Origin of the sequence: Leptothoe kymatousa TAU-MAC 1615, from assembly GCF_018739865.1 — a bacterium.
GTDB classification, from domain to species: domain Bacteria; phylum Cyanobacteriota; class Cyanobacteriia; order Phormidesmidales; family Phormidesmidaceae; genus Leptothoe; species Leptothoe kymatousa.
In genome coordinates this window covers 134,619-161,515 of the sequence record NZ_JADOER010000008.1, presented here as the reverse complement: position 1 = coordinate 161,515, position 26,897 = coordinate 134,619, and the positions used below count along the sequence as shown (strand labels likewise).

The window sequence follows — 26,897 nt, the reverse complement described above, 5'->3', positions numbered from 1 at the left end:
AAGCCTTTCAGACTTAAACCGTGAAGTAGTTTCTTAACAGCGCCTAACCACTCCCAATGCCTAGGATTCTAATTTATAGAGACCAACTGCTCCCCTATTCGGAAACATTTATTCCAGCCCAGGTCGAGAGTCTATGCCACTACGAGGCTTTTTATGGTGGCAGTCGCCGGCTCAATTCCATCCTAAATCAGCAAGAAACCGTCGTCTTTGATGAACTGTCTCAATTTAGTCGACTGTGGAAAGGCCTATATAAGGTGGGCGGCATTGTTTCTCCCAGGTGGTTAACGGCACTCAGGGACTATAATCCGGCTTTGGTACATGCCCACTTTGGCAGTGATGGTGGTTTGGTTGCCCCCATCTGTAAGCGCTTGAACATTCCCCTGGTAGTGACCTTCCATGGCTACGACGCCACGTGTAAAACGCCTCAGTGGACCAGCGTTCGCAATCAGGGTGACTTTTTTCGAACCTTGATATTACACAAGCGAGACCAGGCCCTAAACCAGGCCCATCGAATTGTTGCAGTATCTGAGTTTATTCGTCACCAACTGCTACAGCGAGGGGCCGCGGCGGAAAAAGTTTTGGTGCACTACATTGGCATCGATCGCCAACGGTTTTCTCCCACCCCGATGCAGCGGCGTCCCATCGTCCTGTTTGTCGGTCGGCTGGTGGAAAAAAAGGGGGTGCAATATTTAATTCAGGCGATGGCCCAGGTGCAGCGACAGCACCCAGGGGTTGAACTGGTGATTATTGGCAAGGGGGGAATGCAACCGAGACTGCAAAACCTAGCCAACAAGCTGGCTGTGCAGGTACAGTTTTTGGGCCAACAGCCCCCGGAACAGGTGCACCACTGGATGAATCGAGCCCAGATATTTTGCGGCCCCAGCATTGTTGCTAAATCAGGGGATACGGAAGGATTTGGCATGGTCTTTGCGGAGGCCCAAGCCATGGGGCTACCGGTCGTGAGTTTTGCCACGGGGGGGATTCCTGAAGCCGTTATCCAGGGTGAAACCGGCCTGCTAGGGCCTGAGAAAGATACGGCACAGCTGGCGAAAAATATACGTCGGTTGTTGGAGGATGGGGCCCTGCGAGATAAGTTTGCCCGCGCGGGCCAGGCCCATGTGGCGAAAAACTTTGACCTCCATAGAAATACTCGCCAGTTGGAAACAGTTTATGACCAGGTACTGAGTCAGCATGCCGCACAGGCCTCGGGGCAATAGCTGTCTAGCGGGGCCTAAGGCCTTTTAATAGTCTTGTTTTAGCTTTGACGCTGGGAGCGATCGCCCTTAAATCCTTTTAGGGTCCGTCTGAGATTTGGCACATTGGCAATCAAGTAGTCCACCCGTTTACGCCAGTCTTGAAACATTTCTTGCCGGGCATCGGGAAATGCTTCAAACAGTCGATTGGCGGTGGCCAAATCTTCTACCGTTGTCGCTCGATACGCGGCAATGGCCGCATAGGTATTCAGAATATTTTCTAAAATTGGCCGGTAGGGTTGGGGGCAGCGGCGGCGAATGGGCTCAGGTTCTAACAACATGGGCCAGGGGGGCCGCACCTGATTCCACACCGCCAAATCGGACGCTTCGGTGTGATACCACATTAGCGGGCGCAGATCGCGATAAATGGGATAGTTGAGCACAACCTGCAGCCACAGGTAAATGTCTTCGCCGTAGGTGCAGCGGTCTTTATCGTAAAAGCCACCAAAGCGATGGATCACATTGCGATCGCAAACAATTGCCCCAGAATGGAGCACATCCAAATTCGGCTTGTGTTGATCGCGCGATAGCTCGGTGGGCAATCGCCACTGGCCAGAGGTTAGGCCCAGGGCCATCAGCGTTTTACCCCAGTCCGAGCGATTTTCTCCCCGGTACTGCCCCGTCAAACACAGGGCACAGTCTGGCCGTTGCTTTAGGTGTTGCAGGGTAACCGCCAAAAAATCAGGCAGCCACTCATCATCCGCATCTAAAAACGCAACATAGTCGCCATGGGCCATCTCCAGCCCCCGATTGCGCGCCGCCCCCGGCCCTTGATTTTTTTGATGCACTAAACGAATACGACCATCGTCTACACCATCCACAATGGCGGCCCCCCCATCGGTGGACCCATCGTCCACCACCACCACCTCCAAATCGGGCATCGTCTGCGCCAAAATAGAGTCGAGGGTACGGCGGATAAACGCCGCCTTGTTATAGAGGGGAACAATGACGCTGACACAGGTCATGGACACTAAGGTGCTAATTTTCAGGACTGGGGCAAGCCCGTTGAGGACGTTCAAAGTTTGCCATTGTTAATGCAACAGCTAAGAACTTAGGCCCCCTTGGGTAGTCTATATCCCTAACAGATTATCCTTATACAACTGGACACCTTCAGTAAAGCAAGATGTTCCCAGTTGGGACCAACTACGGCCAACCTCAGGTAGCTCAATGGGCAAGTTTTATCAGGACTGGGACCAAGAGATTATTGACTACAACATGTATCGCCTGGCCGGGGTAGACCTGCGCGGCCCCCAGGTAACCCAGCCTGACTATGTTGCCTATTTGGGTGCGGCCCAAACCTTTGGCCGCTATTGTCACCATCCTTTTCCCACCCTATTGGGGCAGCGGCTCAAGCTAGACACCTTAAATTTAGGGTCCGGTGGCAAGGGGCCCCAATACTATTTGCAAAATCCTCAAACCTTGGACCTAATTAACAACGCTAAGTTCGCTGTGGTCCAGGTGATGTCCGGACGTAGTATTAGTAATTCTGTATTTCAGTCCAGCCTCGGGGGCCGTTCCGGCATTCGCCTTAGCAATGGGAAAAAAACAACGGCGAATATCATTTTTTACGAACTGATTAGCGGCCAGGACCCGCGAGGCCTAGATCCAGCATTTCTAAAAACGCTGATCGCGGAAACTCGCGCCAACTATGTCCAGGCAATGATAGAGCTGCTAAACAAAATTCAAGTCCCCACCATACTACTGTGGTTTTCCGTCCGTTCTCCTGACTATCAAGAGGTATACCCCGCCGTTTTGCCCCGAAAACTCAACCGCTGGCTTGAGAAAATATCCAATGGCAAAGTTGGACTGTGGCGTCGCCGCCATGAAACTCGGGTGGATAATTTTTTGGGAGACTTTCCCCACCTGGTGAATCAGGCCATGGTGGACCAGCTAAAAAGCCAGTGCGATCGCTACGTGGAATATGTGGGCAGACCCGGCCTACCCCAGCCCCTCACCACGGTGGATGGCAAATCTCTGCCCCCCAACAGTTACTACCCCTCCCCTGAAATGCACCAGGGCGTTTACCAACAGCTACTGCCCGTTTGTCAGACCCTACTGGGCATTTAAGTGCGATCGCTAAAAGCTTATTGCACCGTTGCCGACCTTCAAGACACACACGCCGCCCCAAGATCAGCAACGGCTTACCCTACCGTGGCAGCACCTTAAATACCCGCTGCTGGGTCGGCAGCACCGGATTACCATTGAACCAAGGAGAATAAATTCTCTGAATAGTACTGCGCTTAGGATGAAACACCAGAACATCGCCGGAGTGACGGTTTAATCGCTCAAACAAAGCTCTATGCTCCGTATCGGTCCACTCCGTACCGTCCCACTGCAGTCTCCGAAATATGGGAGCACTCACCACCAGCGGCGTGGTCTCCTTAATATCGCCCTGCTGGAAAAAGTGGGTATAATCCGCAAGATTGAGCAGCTTCCAATCTGCCATTAACGCTTGGGCCGCTTGCCAGTCAACTTTTGGCAATTCAGCCACAGGGTCGTGTTCGCCAGTAAAGACAATCTTACTGCGCGGATTGCGATTATCCACATCACCAAATCGAAATGAGGTGGAAATGTGACTGAGATAAAAGGTTAGCTGGGCAGCCTCCGCCGTATCTATCTCACCTTTGGCCAGCAACTTATTAAACCTGACACGATTGTCCGCCCACTTGGAACGCTTTGTCCCCGTCTCAATCGAGAGCCGATCTCTCCCCTTTAAGAATGTTCCATTTTGAACATGTCTATAAAGGTTAATGTAGTGAGGGTTATTATCACTAAGAATGCAATTCTTAAGTTCCAACTCAAACGGAACCTCAGCAATACCACAAAAAGGATCGGCATAAAGCGCGTCCTGTTCAGGTAAAAATTCCCTAACCGACTGAAACATAGTTTCTAAGGCGTGGGAAGGTCGAATTGTTTTGAGTAAGGGTTTCATAGAGTCCTTTGGTTTATGCCCTACTGTAGTAATCACCGATGTAGCAACATTTCCGGATAAACACTTAGAGCATTAACGTTTCGTGACTAAGTAATGGCGATTAAATAACGTCCAATTTTGCCGGACTAACTCCGAGGGAGACGCTGCACGTTGGGTTTACCGATGCCCATAGGGCGATACGACTCCGCTCAGTCCTCTGTGGCTAGGGGTGACAAGTATGGATTTAATTGATTGCGTTTTCCTAAGTATCCCCAAGAGAATCTATGGCCGCTGATAAAGAAGAGGCCACGGCGTCCCAGGAGTAGGTTTGCAAAAACAAACCATGGGCATTTTTCACTACCTGCCGTATTATCGATTCGTTTTGCCAAAGATAGACGGTTTTTTCCACTATTTCTTTAGAAGTATTACCCATCAATAGATGGTGATTATCTTCAACCGCTAATCCCTCCGCACCCTTGGCCGTACTCACCACCGGGCAATGACTGGCAAAGGCTTCCAATATTTTCAAGCGAGTGCCCCCCCCTTCATATAACGGCACCACCATGGCACTCGCCCTATTTAGATAGGGCCGCACATCGGGCACCATGCCCGTCACATGAATATGGCTATCGGCAGCCGCAGCCCTTGTCATAGCAGCGGTAGGATCACGCCCCACCAACCATAAATGGGTGTCCGAAAATTGCTGTTTTAGCTGGGGGTAAATCTCTTGAATCAAAATTTGAGCCGCATCAGCATTGGGTTGATAAGAAAATTTTCCCAAAAATAGTAGCTGGTGTGGCTGTCGTGTTTCCAAAACAGATTGCTGATAAAAAGCAGCCTCCACACCATTCGGCAGCACCTGGATATTGTTGCCCTCACAACCGTACAACCGCTGTAATATTTGACGATCTAGACCGCTACAAACCCAGGTTTGATCGGTCCGACGAACAAACTGTGCTTCAATGTAGCGAATTTGCGCTAGCGTCCGAGGATGCAAGCGATAGTCTTCCTTGTCCCCTTCTACATTGTGGTTATCCAAAATTACGGAGCAGCTATGGGCCCCCATGGCACGCTGCACCGTTTTGAGGTAGGGATATAACCAAAGTTCTTCAAACACGACTAAATTAGGCCGAAATGTTTTCACCAGTTGGCCTAGTGCCTTGGCGGCGTCTACTGTGTACAGCCAATCAGAATAGCGATAGCCATCGGGACGAAGATACCCGAAACGGTTTTTCACCTTTTCCAACCAGGAACGGTTGGGACTGGCAATGTTGTAGTGATAACCGGGGGTAAACCCCCGTTGTTGCAGCTGTTGCGAAGCATGATCCGCGCCTTTATAGATCGAGAAAACGGCCACGTCTCCCCTGCGTTTAAGCAAATTGAGCGTTTGCCAATTTCGCAAAGCGACCCCCCCCGTGGGGGGATAGGGGGGCACCTGAACAATCACAAGACTACGGCAGGAACTCATAACAAACCAGGGATAATGGAGGCTGGGCGGTGCTAATGTTGAGAAAGATTGTTGGGGCCAAACTCCGCTGTTTTGGGGACCGCATGGCTGGATTCGGCCTCTAAACCAGCGCCGGATCAGTCTTCCTGAAGGTACTGGGCATAGGGGGTGTTAGCAATCACCTGGGCCAGTTCTTGATGGTTGAGAATCCCATCTTGCCAACGGCCCGACGTTTGTTTACGATAGGCGCTCGTTACCGGTGACGACGGCACCGCGAGAAACTCACAAATGGCATCCACTGTGGCTTGATGCTGGTGGCTGTGGCGAATATTATCTTCGTAGGTCAAGGGTAATACGGTGAGCCCCTTGAGTAGGGTTTGCTCATAGGCTGCTAGCCGCTCACTCCGGCGGATCCAATCCAACACCGCTTCAGGGTCCACCACAATTTTCCGATGTTTGTTTACCCCATCCGTCTTTTTTTGATAGAACCCAGAGACTCGCGCCGTTAAGTTTGAGATGGCATGGTGCAATAAATTGCGACGTTGCAAATAAATTATTTTGAATCCGGCTCGATCTAATTGGGATAAAAATCGTTGTCGCCGCAGCAAGGGTTGCACATCGCGAATGTGATAGCTCAAAATTTTACAGCCATAGGCGTAGGCACTAGACTTGGCACAGCAACTGTGCAAATAGGCTTGGGGGAGCAAAACCGGACGGCGTAGAATCTCCCCATCGCATTGGATACCCGCCACGGCATCTAATAAACTCACCAGGGCCGTTGTGCCAGAGCGTCCTCGCCCAAACAGAATAAACCGCACCGGTGTTAAGGGGGGACGGCGGTACAGGTAGTTTAGGGTTGGCTTGAGCCGTAAATGCAGTTTTTGTACGGGTAAATCCAGCGGTTTCAAAGAAAACGTATCCATCACACTACTTCTGCCCCAATTTCACGACCTCGTCGCGGTGAGACCCCAAACCAACGGGTACGCCACACCAATAGTTTACGATCCACCTTCCACCGTAGTTTTTCCGACTGCAACAGCAGCTTCGAGACCAGTGACAATGGGGAACAATCCCCTTGGGCATAGCCGTATCGTTGTTGTACTCCATGGGTCAAACTATTGACAATGGCAACATAACTGGGAGACAACTGCTGTTTCCATCGATCCACAGCGATCGCATCCATCGGCTGTAGCGACTGGTTTAAATGATCCAGGGCCCAGCCTTGACGATTCACCAACGGCATATCAGCAGTAGAGCGTTGGTTGACTAAGTCTTCAGGCAGATCTTCCTGAAGAAATTCAAAAATACTGTCTAACACAGCTTGGGGCTGTTGCACCAGCGCTTCATACTGCACTAGCTTGACTCGCCCATCGGTTTGCCATCGCTGTTCATAAAGCTGGGTACTTTGGCACCATTGTTCGGCATGAATATGCACATAGTTACTGGCCCAGTTCATCCTCAAAAGAGAGGCACTCACAGCCCTAGGATCTCTCAAAAGCCAGAGCACCTGAGCATGGGGAAACCAGGCCAAAAGTTGCTCTAAATGTTGATAGTGGAGGGGCGTTTTCTCTCCCCACCGCGGCTTGCCACGGCGGTTTCCATAGGTTTCTAACCAACCGGCAAAGATATTGACCGCCGTCGGTGGGCCCTTGGCAAGAATATTAGCCAGGGTTGTCTCTGGGTCAATATCAAAGTATGAAAATCGTTTACTGTGGCTGAGCATCTGCCAGAACTGTTGAAACTTGTCTGGCTGTTCGATTAAATGCCCATAGGTGGGTAGCCAATAGGTTAGGAAATGGCTTTCAGGCGAAATAGCAATGCGAGGATGGGCGGAGAGAAGACTGGTTAAAAGCGTAGTGCCAGAACGGGGCATGCCGACAATAAAAATTGGACGCTCAGCCGCTATGACCATAAAAATTTAAATAGAAATATTGAATACGCCATCGGCAAACAGACGCAACTGATAAAAGCTGCCAACACCCCTTTGATCTAAGTTACCCATCTAGAATATTTACATCAACAATACCTGCTGCAATGCCTGATCCACTGGCGCCATCGAGGTGCGATAGGTTTGGACCGATTGATTTAACCGCTGCCTGACAGCCACTGAATCGGACAAAATGGCATCGATCAGGTCTAGGGCTTTGGGGGCGGTAAAGTCCTCTAGGGCAAGGGTCCACCTTGTCTGCTGGATGGCGGCCATAAACCCACTGACCTTGGGCGCATATTCAATGGCAACCACCGGCACCCCCAGCCCTGCGGCCAGAATCACGGCATGGAGCCGGGTCCCCACCATCACATCCAACTGACTAATGCGGTGATTCAAGTCGTCTAGGGAGGCGATGCGGGGTAAGGGGCGCAAGCGATCGCAATAGCGACTGCGACGCACCACCTCAGCAATGGCGGTTTCGTCGTCCACGGGGGGGAGATGTCGTTGACGAAAATCGTCAGGATAGGCTTGGAAGGGGAAAAGATGCACGGTGGCGCCATGGGTTTCCACCAAGGTATCCGCCAGGTTAGCCAGCTGTTGGTAAAAATCAGCATCGCTGGACTGTCCATTGCGGCCAGCCACCGGGCGGACCGAAATGCCGATATGGGGGCCGCCGCCACCATCGCCGCGTCGGTCCGCAGGCACCACCGCTTCCAGGGCCAGATCGCTCATCACATAGATTGATCGTGGAGTGAGGCCTAACTCCACCAACCGCTGGCAGGAGGCGTGATCTCGCACGGCAATTAAGTTCACCTGCTGCAGTGCCTGTTTGATGCGGGCTTTAGTCTCTGGTCGCCACAGTTTGCCTACGCTAATGCCCAGCACCAGGGTGCGTTTACCCGCCTGGATTGCCCGTTCCAAGGGCTGCAGCCATTCCCCGGCCACATCGCGATCTGGAGCATCCCGCAGTAGATCGCCCCCCCCTAAAATAAAAAACCGATGGGTTGCGATCGCCCACCGATGGCGCAGCCATTTTTCCACCTGGGCCCGTCGTCTAGGCGCATAGCGATTATCCAAAACCCCCACCCCATGGCGCAGCCCAGTATCTGCCGGATCCTTGGAATACACCGTCAAAGGCAACCCACAACCGCAGCGCCGCAACCAATGGCATAGGCCCTTGAGCATGGCCTCATCCCCCAGGTTGTGATAGCCATAAAAGCCACAGACTAAAATTTTATTGCCCCAGCTCATCGTATTAGGACACCTGCATTACATACTCGCCCTAACATAACGAAAAGTGGGCCAGATAATCTGGCCCACTTTTTCAAGCTAGAATCGCGTTTTGATACCCAACTCGCTATTGCACATTCACCCGGAAGCGGAAGGCACCCACGCTACCGGCATCCACATCTAGACCCAGATCAGGGCCACCGACGACAACACCGCCACCGACGCCCACACCTAAGCCACCGGCAGGATTACCCGAAGGGAAACTGCCCGGGAACGAGGTACAGGACGCAGCCAATGGGGCCAATGGAGCCTGAGGGAATAGCAACGTGCTCGTGCCATCAAAGTCGAGGGTGTTGCTAGAGGCAAAGGGAACCGGTGAGGCCAGTTCCAATGATGCAGGCTGCAAAATAGTGCCGATGCCAGACACCACCTGCAGTTCATCACACATCTCCACATTAGCGGCCTGGACACTGCCACGGTTGAAGAAGTAGACCGTATATTCCACTTCATCACCAGACTGTAGGGTATCCAACACTTCGAATACACCTAGGGGCAGGTTCTCCCTCGTGGAAGTCGCCAACTCATTGTCATCTTCAGCCCCAGGCTGGTCCGTAAACTCATTAATGCCTGCAATATTCACAGACTGACCATTGCGAATCACCTGGGTAATCCGTTTCACCAACCGCAGGTCAGACCCCAACAAAGCCGGTGTGGGGACATTTTCATCCGCTTCATTCGCTTCCGAGTTACCATTCGGGTCGCTGGTGGTGGGATCCGGTGTCGTACCACCAGCGGGGAATGGATTAATGTCGTTTGACAGATCCGTCGTGGTCTCCTGGGAGCCCACACCGATACCGGTGGCAATAGTCTGGTTGTCATAGGGGCCAGGTAAATTAGGAGCCACCGTACTACCAGCCGTATTCACATCCACCAAAATCTCATAAACGGCAAACTCGCCCGTGTTGAGAACGCTAGCTGGATCGGCTGGATCGCCTGCCAAGCGCAAATCACCGCTGCCATCAAAGGCTGGATTGACCGGTACCGTCGTTGCCCCGCTCACAAATGTGGGCGGACCGACGATGGTATAGTCATCCGTCGCACCACTACCCAACACACCGAAGGTATCGGTAAAGCTATTGGTGAGCTCCACATTTTGCAGATCCTCCACACCAATATTGCGAACCACAACCTGATACACCAAACGAACATTGCTGTCGCCAAATGTAGCCCCTGGGATATCACCACCCACCTCAGTCCGGCTATCATCAATGCGCTCAATCACTGAAATCTCAGGAGTGAGAATGATGTCTGCCTGGGTTGGCACATTTTCGTTAGCAGGATCGTTAGCAGGGAGATTGGGATCCGGCGTAACACCACCATCCGGGGAGCCGCCCGGAGGGTTCAGGGCCTCTTCGAGACTGCCAAAGCTACCGATATCATTAGAAATATCCGTCACCGTTAGTCCCGATGGCGTAGTCAGGTCTGTCCCCACACCGGTGGCTGTTGTGAAGTTATCGAATGGACCAGGTAATGCCCTGACCAGGGTTTCTCCATTGCCGGTGGTGTCCACATCCACAAGAATCTCGTATTCGGTGAACTCACCAGGATTCAAGATGCCGCCCTGGGCCAGGGTGGCGTCATCCGCAGCACCACCAGCACCACCACTATCGACGCTGTCACCTCCGTTGTAGTTGGCATTAGGCTCAATAGCGCCCTCGGTTTCGTTACCGTCAGACCGGGTTACCGAAACAATTTCAAAGCCTGTGTCTGGCCCCGAACCACCGCGATCATCGCTATCAAAGGTGGGGGTAAAGTCATTGGTCAGGGTGACATTGGTCAACCGCTCGTCGCCGGTGTTTTGTACCCGAATGCGGTAGGACAAACGGGCCGTATTACCAGGGAATGTGGCCGTTGGACCATCGGTGGGGTTGAGCGTGGTGTCAAACACCTGCTCTGCCACGTTAATCAATGGACGCTGCAGTGGGAAGTTCACCGGCGTAGCAATATTCTCAGGAGTCCCTACGGCAGGGGCCGTTGGTGGATTATTTGCCGGTGTGCCAATTTCCGCCCCACCCGTTGTGGAACCACCGTCTGGATTCAGCGCATCTTCTAGAGTCGGCGCATTAGCCAAGGTGCGATCGTTGGAAACATCCACCACCCCAATGCCGGAAGTAATGCCTGTACCCCGAGCAGTAGTGCTGTTATCAAACGGTCCAGGGGTTGCTGTGGTTAAGGTTTCACCATCATCGGTGAGATCAACATCGACTACAATCTCGTACTCGCTAAATTCACCAACCGCCAGTGATCCGTTTGTCAGCAGCTGATTGTCATCGGCCAATCCAGGACCGACATCGTTAGTGGCATCGCTATCACCACCGTCATAGGTGGCGTTGGGGGCATTTGGCGTCTGGCCAGTGCCGGTCAACTCAGTGACCGAAACAATTTCAAAACCGTTGTCTGCCCCAGACCCACCTCGCAAACCATTGTCGAAGGTTTCGGTGAAGTCGTTAACCAGGGTGACATTGTTTAGATCGTCGGAACCGGTGTTTTGCACCCGGATGCGATAGATAACGCGGCCTGTGTTGGCGCCAAATGCACCCCCCGCTGGATTGAGTTCAGGGGTACCTACGACTTCTTCAGATACGTTGATCAGCGGCACCGGACTTAGCTGTACCGGTGTGGGCACGTTTTCATCCGCTGGCGTTGTTGATGGCTCGGGGGGAGTCTCAGGATCTGTGGTGCCACCACCATCAGGATCGCCGCCAGCGGGGTTCAATGCCGCCTCTAAATCGTTATTAAAGTCAGTGGCGTCGTTGGAAACATCCCTAACGGTGTCACCAGAAATGACGCCGACACCTTCAGTTCTAGAGAAGTTGTCATAGGGACCCGGTAAGGCACTAATTAGGGTTTCACCGTTGTCGGTGAGATCCACATCTACAACGACGTCGTATTCGCTAAATTCACCCACGGCTAGGTCTCGGGTAGCGCTGGTGGGATCGATCAGATTGTCATCGTTGGCACCGTTCGGTCCCGCGCCGTTCTCCACCGTGTCACCACCGTCATAGGTGGGATTCACGGGCAGGTTGACACCGTTGACAAATGAGGATGACACAATTTCAAAGCCGGTGTCGAGGCCAGAGCCGCCGCGATCGCTATTGTCAAAGGTGTCGGTAAAGTCATTGGTTACCAAGACATTTTGCAGGTCTTCATCGCCCGTGTTTTGCACACGAATACGGTAGGTTACCCGACCGGTGTTAACGCCATAGGTGCCCGTCGGTTCAAAGACATTACTGATTACTCGCTCAGAAATATTGATGCGAGGGTCGGTGGTTAACGGAATGCTAACGGGGGTGGGAATATTTTCAGGATCGCCCGCAACGGGGGGAGCCCCATCAACGCTGCTACCGCCGTTGGCCGGATCACCATCCGGGTTCAGGGCGGCTTCTAAGGTGCCAAAGCTACCAATATCGTTGGAAATATCAGTGACGGTTGTCCCCGATGGAGTGGTAAGGTCGGTGCCCACACCAGTCGCCGTGGTGAAGTTATCAAACGGTCCAGGTAGTTCCCTAACTAGGGTCTCACCATTCCCGGTGGTATCGACGTCAACAAGAATCTCGTATTCGGTGAACTCACCAGGGTTCAAGATGCCACCCTGGGCCAAAGTAGGGTTGTCTGCAGCGCCACCAACACCGCCGCTATCAACGCTGTCACCACCGTTATAGGCGGCGTTAGGCTCAATAGCGCCCTCGGTCTCGGTACCAGCCGTGCGGGTAACCGAGACAATTTCAAACCCCGTATCTGGCCCCGAACCACCGCGATTATCGCTATCAAAGGTGGGGGTAAAGTCGTTGGTGAGGGTGACATTGGTTAACCGCTCATCACCGGTATTTTGCACCCGAACTCGATAGGAAACCCGGGCTGTGTTATCGGGAAAAGTAGGCGCAGGCCCCGTTGTGGGATCAACATCTATGTTGAAGACTTCCTCCGCCACGTTGATGTTGGGGTTGAGGTTAACGGGGGGAACTGGCAACGTCACCGGGGTGGGCGTATCTTCCCCTGGATCCCCCGGATCACCGTTGTTATTGGGATCTGGATCCGGCGGATCGTTCGGCCCAATGGTGGAATCGTCGTCTGAAGTATCTGTAATCCGCAGCCCAATGGGGGTGGTACCGGCGGCAATCACCGTATTGTCGTATTGGACATTGGAGTTAATATCTGGCGATGCGGTGTCGAGGGTAACCGTATACTGCATCACAGCAGATGCCCCCGGAGCGAGGGTACCGCCAGCCACAAATAAATTTTGGTCAGTGTTACCGTTGAAGTTGGGGTTGGGGGTCAAATTCCCCGACACCAGGGTAACGTTAGAGACGGTAAAGTCTGTCGCCCCTTGAAACGTGTTGACGAGATTATCCGTAGCCTGCACATCTGTTAGGGGGGTGCTGGCTCCCAAGTTTTCAACGTTAACGGTATAGGTGACGTTATAGGCTGTAGTATTACCCACCTGAACCGGCGCAGACGCGTTCTTGGCCGTGCCGATAACCCCAGGAACGATAAATACTGTATAGAGGCCGATACCGTGGGATAGCGGACCACCGTTGTTGTCATTCGGGTTGTTTACAAACCCAGCGGTACCGGGGCCATTGACCGCCAGACTGGGGGATGCCGGACCATTGCCATAGACCAGGCTCAGGTTGTTCACCGGGGCACCGCCAGAGCCGATATAGTCAGCCGTAATCGTACCTTCAGGGCTGGCATTATTGGCTTCCACCCCCGTTGCCGGTGGTGCGTTTAAACCTCCCTCTGGCAAACTATTGGCGGGGTTCACAGCGGCAGTCCCGGTGGGTTTAGGGTCAAACTCTGTGGTTAACGGATCGGTGGAGTTTTGCAACCGGGCATCTAGGGACCTGGGATTGTAAACACCGATAAATTGATTGGCAAGATTGTCAACAAATACGGTGTAGTCGCTCAGAATAGCTAACCCCGGCGCATTACCACCGTTGGGCTGGTCAATACCCAGGGGAATGCCGTTAATTTGAGCGGCTATCTCTGGCGATACGCCTAGGGGATTGGAAGCCTGGGTCGCCAGGGTGACATTGGGGGCAACACTACCGCCCAACTCGATCAAGTCCTGCCAGGTGTTGGAGTTATCTCTGTCAATATCCAGCACAATTAGACGCGCCCGTTCCACCGCTGCGGGGGCACCGGTTACGCCATTGGCAAAGGTGATATCGAGATTTACTTCCTCAGCGATGGTTCTCGGGTCATAAATGACCTCTAGGGAACTCCCCCCTTCAAAACCACCTGTGAGAAAGGTGGCTGGGCGGAGGGCATTGAGGGTGCCGGCGGGAAAGGTCCAATCGAAGTTGACGAACGCTTCGTTACCAAATTGGTCGGTTACGGTCAGCTCTTCATTGGTAACCCCATCTCCGTAGGTGCTTAGATCCACTGGAAAAATGGAAAATGCTTGAGCCGAACGCCCCGTAACCAGACTTAGGGTGGCGGCGGTTAAAGCCGAGGCAGCGAAAACGTTCTTAGGAGTAGCCAACTTTGGAGATGCGGTGGCGCCGAACTGTTTTTTAATTATTTTTTTGAGCAAGCGTTTCATCGCTTAAGTCCTAGTAAAGGTGACGGCAATAGGGAGAGATAACGGATAGGGTTACGGTTCAATCTGCAGATCGGTTTCCAGATTTTCGTAAATGATGTCGAGGCCGCGAGTATCGGTGAAGATAAACTCAGTACGGCGATCTCGGGCATAGTCAATGCGTCCACTTCCGCTAGAGACCCGTTGCGTTTCACCAAAGGAGCGAATGCGCATTCGCTCGGCGGCAATGCCTTGTTGCAATAGGTAGTTCCTTGCCGCCAAAGCACGGCGTTCACCCAAGGCCTGGTTATAGGCGTCGCTGGCACGGGGGTCGGTGTGCCCCTGCAACTCGACGGTGATAAATGGATATTCCTGGAGGACGGCAATAATGCCATCCATAATGGCAGCGGCTTCAGGGGTAATGTTGGATTTGTCGAGGGCAAAGTGAATGTTGCGGGGAATGCGCAAAATCACTTGCTCTGGAGGTTGCTCCGGTTCTGGTTCTGGCTCTGGCGGCGGCGCTTGGGCAATGGCGCAGCTGGGCATAGCAGAGCTGGTGGGGCCATCGCCCAGGGTGCCCACCGCAGTAATGGCAGACGGTTCGGAGGTGCCATACATTTCGTCGGTTGCGATCGCACTTACCAAGGTGCCATCTGGCGCATCCAATTCCACACTAAAGCTGCCCGTATCATCGGCCGCCACCGTGGCCACATACTGATTTAGTGCCCCGTAATATCCTGTACGGTCCACCACGGTATAGATATCAACGGTTGCGCCCGGATCGGCAACGCCGCTAAGCACAGTCTTGCCACCGTCCATGGGAAAAACATAGTCATCAAATTCCGGGGCATTGACCGCACCATTTGCCGTATCCCGACGACGCATGGGCGAATTACGGGGCGGATTAGGCCCATCGGTCCGCTGAAAATCTTGAATTCCAGTGTCGTCATTAAAGCCCAGATCAACGCTAAGACCGTCTAACGCCGAAAAGCTGTTGTCGCGGATGATGTTGCCTTCGTTGCGAGGATAGGAGGCAATGGCCACACCGGGTCCCGGCTGATGCTGAATCACATTTTCAGTCACCTCGTGGCCGCTGCCCATCAGGTATACCGCGGCCCGACGAAACCGACGACCATTAAAGCGAATGTCGTTGTTATAGATGCGGGCAGACCCCTCCGGCTTAAACATAAACACACCGCTGCCGTCGGTGCCACACATCAGGTTGCCGTAGATTTCTGTGCCGTCAATGTTGCCATCCAAACGAATGCCGTCGGGAATACCCGCCACACCGTTAGTGCGCATAGTATTTTCAGTCACATCCATGCCCAGGGCCCGGGCACCGGTAATAATGCCGCTGCCCTCATGGAACTCAATGCGGTTACGCTGAATGACCGTATCGATACCATTAAACACAAATACCCCCAGGGCAGACATCTGCTCTTCCGAAGGCATTTGACCCGATGGGGACATTCCTAACCAGTTGTCTTCGACCACCACACCCACCGGAGCATCTGACTCGTCATCGGGGCGCAGGGTTTTCCATCCCGGAGGGTCGGGCAAACCCGCATCAATGGGGGGCGCTAGATGGGAGATAAAAATATCAGCAGGGGGCGTAGTCTGGGTAGAACGATGGCGAGTGGAAAAGCCATAAAAACTTAACCCGCGCACCGTCACTTCATCCGCAGTAATCGCCAATCCCCGGGGGACTTCAGCCCCGTTGGCCACCGTCAGAGCGACCACCGGGGTGGGCACCGGCGTCACCATGGTGTCGGTGGTGGAAACGGGACCATAGCCTGGCTGGCTAGTACCATCCACCAAAGTTCCTGCGGCCATGATCGGCGGCAGTGGCGCCGCCAGGGCAATGGTGGTATCCCCCGACAAACTAAAGTTAATCACCGGACTAGAAGCCGGCGTCACCCGGGCACGCTCCGCCACACTTAGCTCAGTGACCGGCAACGTGCCATTGACCACCTCAATCGCCTCGCGCAGGGTGAGGGCATCATCGGGACGCACTTCACCATCGGCAGCAGAATTCACAATGACCGAATAGGGGATAGTCACTTCAATTTCCTGGGCCATAGCCTCCTGGGCCATAGCCCCCCGGACCATAGCCCCCTGGGCAACCAGTGGCAGAGTCATGGCCAACGCAGCTGTTCCCACAAGTTTAGACATGTGCTTCATTGGTTTCATTACTCCTCACCCCCATCAGTTGTTTGCTCAGATGCCCCATCGCCATCAGTTGCCAACGAAATGTTGTCCGCCAATGCCCCGTCGTCGGTCTCTTCTTCGGCCTCTATATCAGAATTACTGAGCGGGTCGGGCGGCGAACTATCGGCTTCTACCAAAGATTCTTCCTGTTGCGCAGGCGCCACCTGCTGTAGACCAAACTGATCCCACAGCTCATTCACCTTGAAGGTCACCCCTAGATAGGGGCCGTCATCACTGCGATAGCCGCTGCCCCCTAGGGAGCGATCGTTCACACTACCAAAGCTATAACCCAGACCTAAACGCAGTTCCGGCGTCATGTAATAGCCGGCTTCTAAGGCAAAACCGACTTCGTCGTAGTTGGTTTCTGGCTGGGTAATGTAGCGAATCTCTCCGGTGACATCCCAGCGATAGGCAAATCGGTGAGTGGCCCTAAACTGCCCCAGGTGGATGGCGTTAGATGAGGTCACCCCGAGGGAGTCTAGATCGGCATTGGTAGCGCGCAGAGCATACTTACCATAGAACTCCCAACGCCAGCTAGGGGCATAGATGCCCTCCATGGCCAGGGTGTGTTCTTGGATAGAATCGGACCCCGCCCCCACCAACAGAGCATTGGGCGTACTGGAGGGGTTAATGGCGTATTCGTAGCTCAACAGAGCGTTGAACTTATCGCTGTAAGGGTTACGGTAAGCAATTCCTAAACGAGCACTGGTGGAGCTGTTCAGCCGATCGGTAATGGCCTGGTTGGAGAAGTTCGCATGTTCAATCCGAGCCAATGTGGTTAAGGCATCGGACAGTTTACCGGCAGCGGATACGGTAGCCACCGTGTTGTCGCCATCCTCAGAATCGCGGTGTTCAAACCGGGCGCTCGCTTGGAAGTCGGAATTGTCGCTGTATTCCACGCCCACCGTGTAGGTGGTGCCGCTCACTAGCCCCAAAGAGGAGGCCGATTGCCCCACAGCGTAGGGTTGAACAAACTGGGTGCCGCCCGTAATAGAGGACAAACTGCTGCCAAAGATGCGTTGGAACCCTAAGTCCATGTGCAAACCAGGGCTCAGGTTAATGCGATGATTCAACCCGAGGGCCCCCTGGCCACTCATGCCATTATTGGCCCCCAAAATTGAGTAGCGGCCGGTCAACTCGGTGTTGTCAGTCAGGTCATAGTTCACCAGGGCGTCCACCGTAGTCAGCGCGTCTGGCGTCACATCATCATCGTGGAAGAACCGCTGGGCAAAGCGCAGGGTGACTTCCGGCAGAACGTCCCAGTCTAGACCGACGACAGTTTGGCCAGGATAGGCGTCGTCTTGATCGCCTAGGGCGATATCCGATTGGGCCCGGAAGGTGAGCCGATCGGCCAGGGGCCAGGTAAGACCGGCGGACAACAAATTGGACTCTATGTCGGCCCCCGTCACTCGGTCATTGCGATCGCGATGCACCCAGTCTAAGTTGCCAGTAATGGAACCAAACTGTTGTTGCACCCCTGCGCGCAGCGTCGTGATGGAATTATTCACGGTGGCCCCATCGGCCCGCACTAAGCCCGGATTGAGCAACTGATCCAAGGTGGTGGGAATCTGATCCTCATTCCCCTTATTTTCCTCGCGGTCAAACTGCAGCTGCAGCTGGGTGGTATCGCCCAGGTTATAGCCCAACTGACCACCCCAGCGAGTTTGCCCCGCCCTGAAGCTGGTAGTGGCCGTATTGCGAAAACCGCTTTCAGCATTCCTAAAGTAGGCCGTACCGCCAAGATCTGGAGTAATCTGACCGGTGGCCTCCACCCGAAATGCCACACCCTCCGCGTCAGTAACGGGGGTATCCAAATCGGAACGAGCCAGTTCAGCCACCAGCTGGCCGCTGTCGCCCAAGGACAGCAGTGCATCTATCCCCAACAGACTAAAGTCTTGGGCACCTTGGTCTTCAAAGATGGCCGAAGCACCGACCCAGCTTGGGTTCTCTAAACTGGTGTCAAAGTTATATTGCAGGCGTCCACCAAACAAATCACCATCTGCGTCCCCACCATCCACTTGGTAAGTGGCCACAATCCGCCGCACCAGGGCTGGCCCAAACGGATTGGCATCCACCGCAGAAACAGGGCTATTGAATAGAATGGCACCGCGATCGTAATCGATGGTGTAGTCCACCCCCCGCGATAGGCGCACCCGCTCCACTACGGTGCCCGGACGATTCAGCTCTTCAATTTCAAAGAAGAGATCCTCACTACCGGCTAGCAGCAAACGGCGAGACAAGAAGTAATAACCACTGGTGCCATCAGGGACAATGGTGTCCCGCTGGAGCGCCCTGACATCGTTGGCATAGAGGGCGGTCAACTGCAGACCGTTGCCGAAGGTGTAGTTGCCCTTAAAGCCGTGGAGCTGACGATTCAGCGCCGAGAACTCTTGGGAGAACCGAGCAAACTCCGCCGTGTCGTAGTCGCCCCACATGAAGAAGTTGGGCTCGTAACCAACAATTTCCGAGTCCTGCTCAAACCGAACATAGAAACTGTCGATGGATGGGGTCAAAAACTCCGTGGTGGAACTATCACCGTAGGTGGGATAGGTCTGCTCACAGTTTTGAACATCCCGGTATAGGCGATTGTCGTTACAGCGCTCATTGAGGGCGCGATCGCTATTAAACGCCGCCGTCAATAACCAATCGCCAATGGTGCCCGTGGCAAAAATACCCGCATCCAAATCGGCTTCATAGTCGCCGATATCATCAGGATCCAGAAAATCAGCATAGCGGCCCCAAAAGTCTGTGGCTCCGGGCCCGAAGCGAAAATCAACCACACCCGCCACCAGCGAAGGCCGATAAGGGGTGGTGAAAATCACCTGGGTATAGGCATCGAGCTCTGCCTCGGGACGCTGGGCGGTCTCATCATCACCGTCTAGGCCCAAGGCCTCCCGTGCTGGCGCGCTGGCCCGCACCGTAACGCTTTGGGCATCCAGAGATGAACGCAGCTCAGCCTCAAATTCTCCCTGGCGAGCCAATACCTGAAAGCCGCCTCGGTCAATGTCGTAGTCCGCGCCAATAAAGGCACCAGCAGACGTGGTCAACGTGACCACCACATCCTCACGCACGGGGCGACCGGAACTATCTAAGATGTTGCCTCGCAACACCATGGTAGAGCGGCCATCGGCGGGCAAAAACGCATCCCCAGCCGGGAAAATCTCAAAGCTCAGCTCATCGCCCAGCTCATCTTTAATCAACGGCGGCAGCGTACTGGGCACCTGACGAATAATCGTCTCGTCAATAAAGCCTTCCGCTTCCCCTGGATCTTCCTCTATCGGGAGAGTGTTTGAGTCCAACAGATCGCTGGGCAAATCATCACTGGCTTGCCCTAAAAGTGGACTGTCAAAGCCTGATAAATCAGCGACAGCAGCATTGGCACCAGACACAGGGGGTAGCTCTTGAGCCGCTCTAGCCGGTTGCAACATAGCAACCACACCGGTAAATGTCGTCAGCAGCCCCAGACAGATTGAATTAGATAACAAACGCATCATTAGTTCTGGCCCTCCCCATATGTGGGCGTTACTGCAAAGTTCATCCGTACCAGACCACCCGGTTCTAGGCGAGCCAATCTGGACTGACTATTGTTTTCTAGGCGGTAAAGGTTGGGGGCCAAGGTGTAACCCGGCAAGCTACTCAGGTCAATCACACCCACCCGGTTACCCGACACCACGTTGGCCATGGAGAAGAGACCATCTGGGTCAGTAATGATGCGATTACCATCATCCAGATAGATAACGGCATTGGGGACACCAGCCTCACCGGGCTGCTGCTCTCCATCAAAGTTTTTATCCACAAACACTCGGCCAATAATGGTGCCGCAATCGGACAGAATGCCAGGACGAATGGTCAAACGGAACTCGGCTTGAGCCGAAGGGAAGCCGGGGGCGACGGCCGTAGCGACGTTAATACCCGAACCCCTAACCGAATCAGGCGTTAAGGTCACCGCGTAAAGAATCTGCATAATAGACTCAGCGGCCAAGCTATCAAACTGAAAATTTAGTTGACGCCCAGAAACAGTAAACGAGGTCAAATTTGGGGGCGTCGGGGCGGTATTGACAGAGTTCTCGATGTACTCCAAGCCGCGGGGCAAGTTATCCACCACCGTCACAGGGGACGCCACATTGGTACTGCTCAAATTCTCGACGAGCAGTCGGTAAATCACCACATCACCGGGTTCAGCAGCAGATTTATCAGCGGTTTTGGTGATTCTGAGCAACGCCTCAGTATCGCCTTCCACTAGAATTGTCGTTTCATTCCCGTCGGGGGCTAACCGCCTGCGACGATTAGGATCATCGGGATCGTCACTAGGATCATCGAAAGCTCCAGATACCGTATTGGGTATCGTCACCTGGGCCACCGCTGCCATCATCGGTACCCGGGCATAAACCAATAGGGTGCTCATTAGAACACCCACCAGGAAAAAGCTTACGGTCTTAAACAGGTGCCGAAAAGCACCTCTAGAACGGTTTTTCACAACTTTTACCACCCCTCACAGGCACCAACAACAAGGCAAACCGCTATTAACATCGCCTCTCTTCCACAAGCAACTCGAAGCAAAGAACCGGAGCTACGAAAAACAGACACTCCAGTCACGGTGTAACGAAACTGAAAAATAACTGCTCAGTAGATACGCCATCACCTAAAGCGACAGATTTACGAAAAATCACTGACCAACCGCATTTGGCAAATCAATAAATCAAAGGAGATTGCCGTATTTATACGGTTATTCCTCTCTCTGGTCAAGGATTATTACACTCCGATTCGAAGGAGCGCAATACCTCAAAACGCTTAGAAAACTCTAGGGGGTCCTACGGAGGTAATCGCCATCAGGAAGACTTGATGAAAAATCCAAAAAAAATCTCTAAATTCTAGTGATTTCACCTAAGTATTTCGTTGGGATCGCTGCTCTCATGTACTGATTTAAGGCAGATCTGCAACTTCATTGAAGATCACTTAAATAAGCATGAAGAATCGTTTAACTTTACGCTCCGACATATTTGTCATCACTCCTTAACATCGAACCTCGTCTGCTGAGAGTCCCTCGGGGAGCGGCATCAAGAAAAGTTGTCAAATTTGTTCCACAAAACTGATAAACAACCAACAGATCTTAAGAAGATTTTAGGCATCAAGCCTCAGATCTCCTTCACACCACGGGCTGCCAGCCGTATTTTTGGCCAAAACAAACCCCCTGAATCTGTAATCGATCCAGGGGGTTTGCTAAGCCGAAGTCCAGGGCTAACTCAGGGCTGTTTTCAACTGTTGACAAAAGCTCTCAACTTCCGCCACACCGTTCGCCCCACCAGAACCCGCCAGGCGTTTGACAAAAGCACTGCCAACAATCACGCCGTCCGCGCCCCAATCTTTGAGCTGGGCCGCTTGCTCTGGCGATGACACACCAAAACCTACGCCAATTGGCTTATCCGTAACCGTCCGCAAATCTTTCAATAGATCCTGCACACGGTTTTCAATTTGGGTGCGCATGCCGGTTACGCCAGTCACACTCACCAGGTAGATAAAGCCTTGGCATTGCTGTGCGATCGCAACAATACGTTCCTTGGGCGTGGTGGGTGCCACCAACAGCGTCACTTCAATGCCAATTTCCTGGGCCGGTTTCAGCAACACATCCATCTCTTCTAGGGGCAAATCAGGCACCACCAACCCCCGGGCCCCCGCCCGGTAAATATCCCGCAAAAACGTTTCAATGCCCCGATTGAGGATGGGATTGTAGTACGTAAACAATATAATGGGGGCAGACAGCTCCGGAGACACCTCTGCCACCAGCTGCAGCACCGCATCCAACGTGACCCCATGCTCTAAGGCTCGAGTCGCCGCCGCCTGAATCACCGGACCATCCGCCAACGGATCGGAATAGGGCACCCCCAACTCAATCAAACTTGCCCCAGCTCGATCTAGCGCCCGCAAAGCATCAGCAGTAGCGGCTAAATCAGGATCGCCAGCCGTAATAAATGGAATAAGTGCGCAGTTTTGCTGTTCGCGCAATGCCTCAAATTGAGCTGAAACCGATTTACCCATAGTTGATGTATTCAAAAATTATCTATAGCGCTGTGAGCAAAATGAGAAATTAGGACGACGATTGGGACTTTTTCTCAGCATCTAGCTCCGCCTGTAGCTGAGCGAGCTCTTCATCGGACATTTCGTCCAAGCGCTTCTGCAAGACAGCATCCTCATAATCCTTAAGCTGCTGGTTGTAGGTCATCTGCTTAGAAAACACCCGGGTTAGATAGGTGGACACCCAACCCAGCAAACCACCCACAAAAATTACCTGGCTCCAAATGCCCGCCGAAAGACCGTCCAAGCCCGCCAAAGACAGGGCTAAATACAGACCCCCTCCCGCTAGAAAAACACCCAGACCAATGCCAATTACATCAATCCGACGCATAGCTAAATCTCACGACGTTGGGGGCGGAAGTTAAGAAACGGCGACAGCAGCAACATGCCGGGGAAAAAGACAAACACCAAGGAATAAATCAGCAAACGTTCTATGGATGTGGCCACGTTCCACCGCTGCTTTAGATAAAACAGCAGCACCGCCGGCACCACTAACAAATAGAGGCCGGCCAAGCCCCCATAGGTAGCCAGCGTCATTAAAAGAGAAATATCAAGGTTATCCATAGCCCCTCAGCGTTGTGGACATATTTCACACATACCGTTAGTCATCATATAGCAATCGACGGATGCATAGCTCGCTCAGCCCACGTCGATTACGACTCCGGCGGGATGCATCTAGCGGCCCGAACGTCGCCTAGATAATCGAACAGACGCATGGTATTCAGAGGGTTGCGCGGAATACCAGTTGGTGGTGGAATTAAACAGGAGTTTTGAATTTGTAGCATTTGTGAGCAATTACGTCATTTACTGCTACTATTCAATAGCTCTAACTAAGGGGGCGTGGCGGAATGGTAGACGCTGCGGACTTAGAAAACTGAGCCTTAGTGGAGAAATCTGCTAAGTGTAAGCTCTCAAACTCAGGGAAACCTAAGTCTATATAGATAAGGCAATCCTGAGCCAAGCCGCTTGAACGCTAGTAAGCCCAGGCGGAAGGTGCAGAGGCCCGACGGGAGCTACCCTAACGTAAAGTCGAGGGTAAAGGGAGGGTCCAATCCTCAAAGCCCGCTGAGCGTGGCAACAGCGAAAGCTGTGGGAGGGTGAAAATCCGCTGACCTTAAACGGTCGTGAGGGTTCAAGTCCCTCCGCCCCCATTCTTAATTCTTTTTTTGGTCAATCATCTGGTTAAACTAGGTATAGTTTGTCTGTTGTTTCATACAGCACCTGGCCATTTATCCAGAGTTCTTGATCGCGCTACAGACATTTATGTTCATATCTGGCCGCTTGAGAAGGCCCTATATGCAACATGTTTATTTCTGAAAATTCACTATGGGCAGGAAAGCCGTATTTCTATGGACCTGCCGCTAACTAAATATATTTTCCAAGATAGGGGACTTATTATTACAAAGTGAGTGTTTAGACATAAGCTTAGTTTTAGATTTCCGCCTCTATTTAGGTGCCATTGCTAGCAGGGCAAATGGCCTCATACACCAGTAAGTTGCATGGTTGTTAATAGAGTTTCTGATTCGTTTAACCCCAGACGTCGTTATCTAGACATACAGCAGGCTCAACAGACGATCTATGATTTTCTGCTGGATATCGTCAAAACTTGGCATGCGGAGGATGTGCTGGGCGAGTTTAAGGCCCTTTTCTTGCAACACACTGAAACCGTCAGCAGCAGCACGGCCCCCGCTCTCCACACAATTTTATTTGCCAATAATTCAGAGGAATTCCACCACACCCTGAAGCGTTCTTGCTACATTCTCATTAATAACTGGGAAGTGGCGCGGGAGTATGGAGCGATTCGTAACCTGATTCAGCTGTTTGCGGATCCCGCCATTCAGAGGATGTCGGTTTCGCCATCGATTAAGCGATTGCGCCAGTGGTTACGGGCTTTTATCGGCAGCAGCGACTTTCAAGACTTAACCCTATTTGTCCAAAATCGATTCAACAACGAAGAGCGCCATTGGTCGCAACGGTATACGGCCTACTTGCTAGCGCCTCAATATATCAATACCAGCAATCCCCTCGAACAGCGGGAAGCGGCTAGGGTGATGTCACAACGGCTACGGGACAAGTTTAAGTTCGACTTGGCCATGTATACGGCCCATTTCCAGAAGGCTCCGGTGCAAACCAATCGGCGGATTAATCCAACCATGCTGGGCGATAGCGCCCTACGCGTTATTAAGGCCCTGGTTGCCAAGCGGGGCATGTTTAGCCATCGCAATTTGGCCCGCATTTTCCATGAGCAAACCCAAGATCTGACCTATGGCAGCTACAAAACTAGTCTGATGGAGTACCTGCTGTTTTCGGCAACTAAAACCGATTTTGTAGTCACCCTTGAAACCAGGCTGGGCAATAAATTAAATAGTCTGTACACCCAGTCCGACCAAAAGCCCCTGGATGCATCCCTGGCGTTGCTGACCAACAATCGGGTGATTGATTGCCTCATGACGGAAGATGCGGAAACCCCCTCTTCATTATTCACGCTGTTATTAACCAATGGTCGTCCGCTCACGCTGGCCATTGTCCTGCTGAAATTAATTCTGATTTCGCCCAATTCTCACCCATACCTGGATGCTCGCATCGCCGATTTAATTCGCTACTACGAGCAGTTCCCACGGGAAGAGTGTCAATGGATTATTCACTTCCTAGAAATTTACAGCGTTACTTTAGCTATCTGCGGCAGCGATGTGCAGTACAACTTGGTTCATATTCAGCATGCCGCCGCCAATAATGCAGAGACGGCGTCATTGGATGAGTATCGTATCTTTTCACAAATAATGCAGGAGCTACAGTGGGCTCCGATTCAGCATCCTGACCATAGTTAACCCCCAGGAGCCGATGGCTTGGTCCCTTGGGGTTCTGGCGGCTGCAATGGCCAATCTTGCTGGGTGTAAAGGGCCTGAGCGGCTGCAATGGCCGCCCACTGCACCCGCTTCCAACCCACCCCTTGATCACGGGCCAGTTGGGCACAGGTTTCGTATTCGGGCTGCAGATTTAGGGCCGGGCCCTGGGGCGTGGCCAACCCGGCTTTAATGTCTACCGCCCCATACACGGTATTGACCGAACGCCATGTGCGATAGAGGGTACGGCGCTGCTGCAGGGTACAACGCACCCCCAGGGTCGTGGTTTCAGCAAAGAGACGGGATTGGCAGGCCGCTTGATTGGCCTGGGTGCACACCACCGTTAGCAGAATGCCTGGGCGATTTTTTTTCATGCCAATGGCTTGGGTAAACACGTCCAAAGCCCCAGCTTGAAATAAAACGTCATAGAGATAGCCAATGGCCTGGGGCGTGAGATCGTCCAGCTGGGTTTGAAGCTCCACCACAGATTCTGTGTAGCCGGGTTGCGGCTCAGGTGTGTTGCCAGCCGGGTCATGGTGATGATCGTGGCTGTGGCCATCGGAATGGCTGTGGCCATCGGAATGGCTGTGGCCATCGGAATGGCTGTGGCCATCGGAATGGCTGTGGCCAGGGGAGTGGCCAGCCCGGTGATTATGGACACTGCTTGAACGATCGGCGATGGCGGCAGCATCGGTACCAATCCATAGCCGCAAAATATTGGGCATGGGCAAATCGTGGCTGCCGGCACCTAGCCCCACCTGTTGCAGAACCATAGCCGGTGGAGGACCAAAGGACTCACACAGGCTAGTGGCGATCGCAGCCCCCGTCGGCGTCACCAATTCCCGATTAATTCCATTGCTATATATAGGTACCTGGGCGCGGCGAAATAGCTCTAACACCGCCGGTGCCGGGACAGGCAAACGCCCATGGGCCGCCTTAACAGTCCCGCCGCCCACCGGCAGCGGCGAACACACCATGCGATCCACCCCCAACCAATGCAGCCCCAAACAGGTACCCACCACATCGATTAGGGCATCGGTGGCCCCCACTTCGTGAAAGTGCACCTGCTCCGCTGGAATGCCATGGACCGCAGCTTCGGCGGCGGCCAGCTCACGAAAAATAGCCAAACTCCACTGCACCACCCGATCCGGCAAATTCGCCCGTTGAATCAGCGCTTCAATATCCGGCAAATGGCGATGGCCATGGGCATGCCCCAGCTTAATCGTGACTGAAGTTGCCGCTTGTTCCTGACGCTTAACGTGAGCAACTGTAAACTCATACTCATCCTCTAAACCGAGTCCCTTGAGCTGGGCCAGTAACTCCTTTAGTGGCATTCCCGCCGACAAGATTGCACCGAGACACATATTGCCAGCAATACCGGTTGAGCAATCAAAATACGCAATCTTTTCCATAGCTTTATAG

17 protein-coding genes are annotated in these 26,897 nt (G+C 53.0%); 3 read left to right on the top strand and 14 right to left on the bottom strand.

Going from position 1 to position 26,897, the window contains the following annotated elements; translation table 11 throughout:
* The first annotated feature begins 56 nt into the window (after positions 1-56).
* The gene (locus IXB28_RS09855; protein ID WP_215618409.1) at positions 57-1,217 is read left to right on the top strand and encodes a glycosyltransferase; all 1,161 of its coding nucleotides are present in this window, start codon (positions 57-59) and stop codon (positions 1,215-1,217) included.
* 38 nt (positions 1,218-1,255) lie between these two features.
* Here IXB28_RS09855 and IXB28_RS09850 read toward each other — a convergent pair whose 3' ends face one another.
* Positions 1,256-2,272, bottom strand: a complete 1,017-nt coding sequence (locus tag IXB28_RS09850) for a glycosyltransferase family 2 protein (RefSeq protein ID WP_246559725.1) — start codon at positions 2,270-2,272, stop codon at positions 1,256-1,258.
* A gap of 148 nt (positions 2,273-2,420) precedes the next feature.
* Between IXB28_RS09850 and IXB28_RS09845 the strand changes: the two genes are divergently transcribed.
* Positions 2,421-3,320, top strand: a complete 900-nt coding sequence (locus IXB28_RS09845) for a DUF6473 family protein (protein ID WP_215618408.1) — start codon at positions 2,421-2,423, stop codon at positions 3,318-3,320.
* A gap of 79 nt (positions 3,321-3,399) precedes the next feature.
* Here the strand turns inward: IXB28_RS09845 and IXB28_RS09840 are convergent, their stop codons facing one another.
* From IXB28_RS09840 to ndhL, 12 genes are all read right to left on the bottom strand, one after another.
* Positions 3,400-4,185 carry a DNA adenine methylase gene (locus IXB28_RS09840; protein WP_215618407.1) on the bottom strand — a complete coding sequence of 262 codons (786 nt, stop codon included), beginning with the start codon at positions 4,183-4,185 and terminating at the stop codon, positions 3,400-3,402.
* Positions 4,186-4,426: 241 nt separating this feature from the next.
* Positions 4,427-5,632: a glycosyltransferase family 4 protein gene (locus IXB28_RS09835; protein WP_215618406.1), complete on the bottom strand. Its 1,206-nt coding sequence runs from the start codon at positions 5,630-5,632 to the stop codon at positions 4,427-4,429.
* A gap of 116 nt (positions 5,633-5,748) precedes the next feature.
* A complete protein-coding gene (locus tag IXB28_RS09830) occupies positions 5,749-6,534 on the bottom strand; it encodes a hypothetical protein (RefSeq protein WP_215618405.1) in 786 nt (261 codons plus the stop codon).
* Positions 6,534-7,523, bottom strand: coding sequence for a sulfotransferase family protein (locus tag IXB28_RS09825; RefSeq protein ID WP_215618404.1), 990 nt, complete (start codon positions 7,521-7,523; stop codon positions 6,534-6,536). Before IXB28_RS09825 ends, IXB28_RS09830 begins: the two co-directional genes overlap by 1 nt.
* 99 nt (positions 7,524-7,622) lie before the next feature.
* Positions 7,623-8,792 (bottom strand): polysaccharide pyruvyl transferase family protein, encoded by a 1,170-nt coding sequence (locus IXB28_RS09820; RefSeq protein ID WP_215618403.1) that lies wholly within the window; start codon positions 8,790-8,792, stop codon positions 7,623-7,625.
* A gap of 106 nt (positions 8,793-8,898) precedes the next feature.
* The gene (locus IXB28_RS09815) at positions 8,899-14,376 is read right to left on the bottom strand and encodes a beta strand repeat-containing protein (RefSeq protein WP_215618402.1); all 5,478 of its coding nucleotides are present in this window, start codon (positions 14,374-14,376) and stop codon (positions 8,899-8,901) included.
* A gap of 51 nt (positions 14,377-14,427) precedes the next feature.
* A complete protein-coding gene (locus IXB28_RS09810) occupies positions 14,428-16,491 on the bottom strand; it encodes an OmpA family protein (protein ID WP_246559724.1) in 2,064 nt (687 codons plus the stop codon).
* A gap of 50 nt (positions 16,492-16,541) precedes the next feature.
* A complete protein-coding gene (locus IXB28_RS09805; protein WP_215618400.1) occupies positions 16,542-20,054 on the bottom strand; it encodes a TonB-dependent receptor in 3,513 nt (1,170 codons plus the stop codon).
* On the bottom strand, positions 20,054-20,965 hold the full coding sequence (locus IXB28_RS09800; protein WP_215618399.1) for a DUF11 domain-containing protein: 912 nt from the start codon (positions 20,963-20,965) through the stop codon (positions 20,054-20,056). The genes IXB28_RS09805 and IXB28_RS09800 overlap by 1 nt, the downstream gene beginning before the upstream one ends.
* Before the next feature lie 833 nt (positions 20,966-21,798).
* A complete protein-coding gene (gene trpA, locus IXB28_RS09795) occupies positions 21,799-22,596 on the bottom strand; it encodes a tryptophan synthase subunit alpha (RefSeq protein WP_215618398.1) in 798 nt (265 codons plus the stop codon).
* A 49-nt stretch (positions 22,597-22,645) separates the two neighbouring features.
* Complete coding sequence (locus IXB28_RS09790) at positions 22,646-22,963, bottom strand: DUF3007 family protein (protein ID WP_215618397.1); 318 nt, start codon at positions 22,961-22,963, stop codon at positions 22,646-22,648.
* A gap of 2 nt (positions 22,964-22,965) precedes the next feature.
* Positions 22,966-23,196: an NAD(P)H-quinone oxidoreductase subunit L gene (gene ndhL, locus IXB28_RS09785; protein ID WP_215618396.1), complete on the bottom strand. Its 231-nt coding sequence runs from the start codon at positions 23,194-23,196 to the stop codon at positions 22,966-22,968.
* A gap of 935 nt (positions 23,197-24,131) precedes the next feature.
* Between ndhL and IXB28_RS09780 the strand changes: the two genes are divergently transcribed.
* On the top strand, positions 24,132-25,460 hold the full coding sequence (locus tag IXB28_RS09780; RefSeq protein ID WP_215618395.1) for a hypothetical protein: 1,329 nt from the start codon (positions 24,132-24,134) through the stop codon (positions 25,458-25,460).
* Here the strand turns inward: IXB28_RS09780 and larC are convergent.
* Positions 25,457-26,887, bottom strand: a complete 1,431-nt coding sequence (larC, locus tag IXB28_RS09775; protein ID WP_215618394.1) for a nickel pincer cofactor biosynthesis protein LarC — start codon at positions 26,885-26,887, stop codon at positions 25,457-25,459. The two genes, IXB28_RS09780 and larC, sit on opposite strands and share 4 nt — an antisense overlap.
* Between the last annotated feature and the right edge of the window lie 10 nt (positions 26,888-26,897).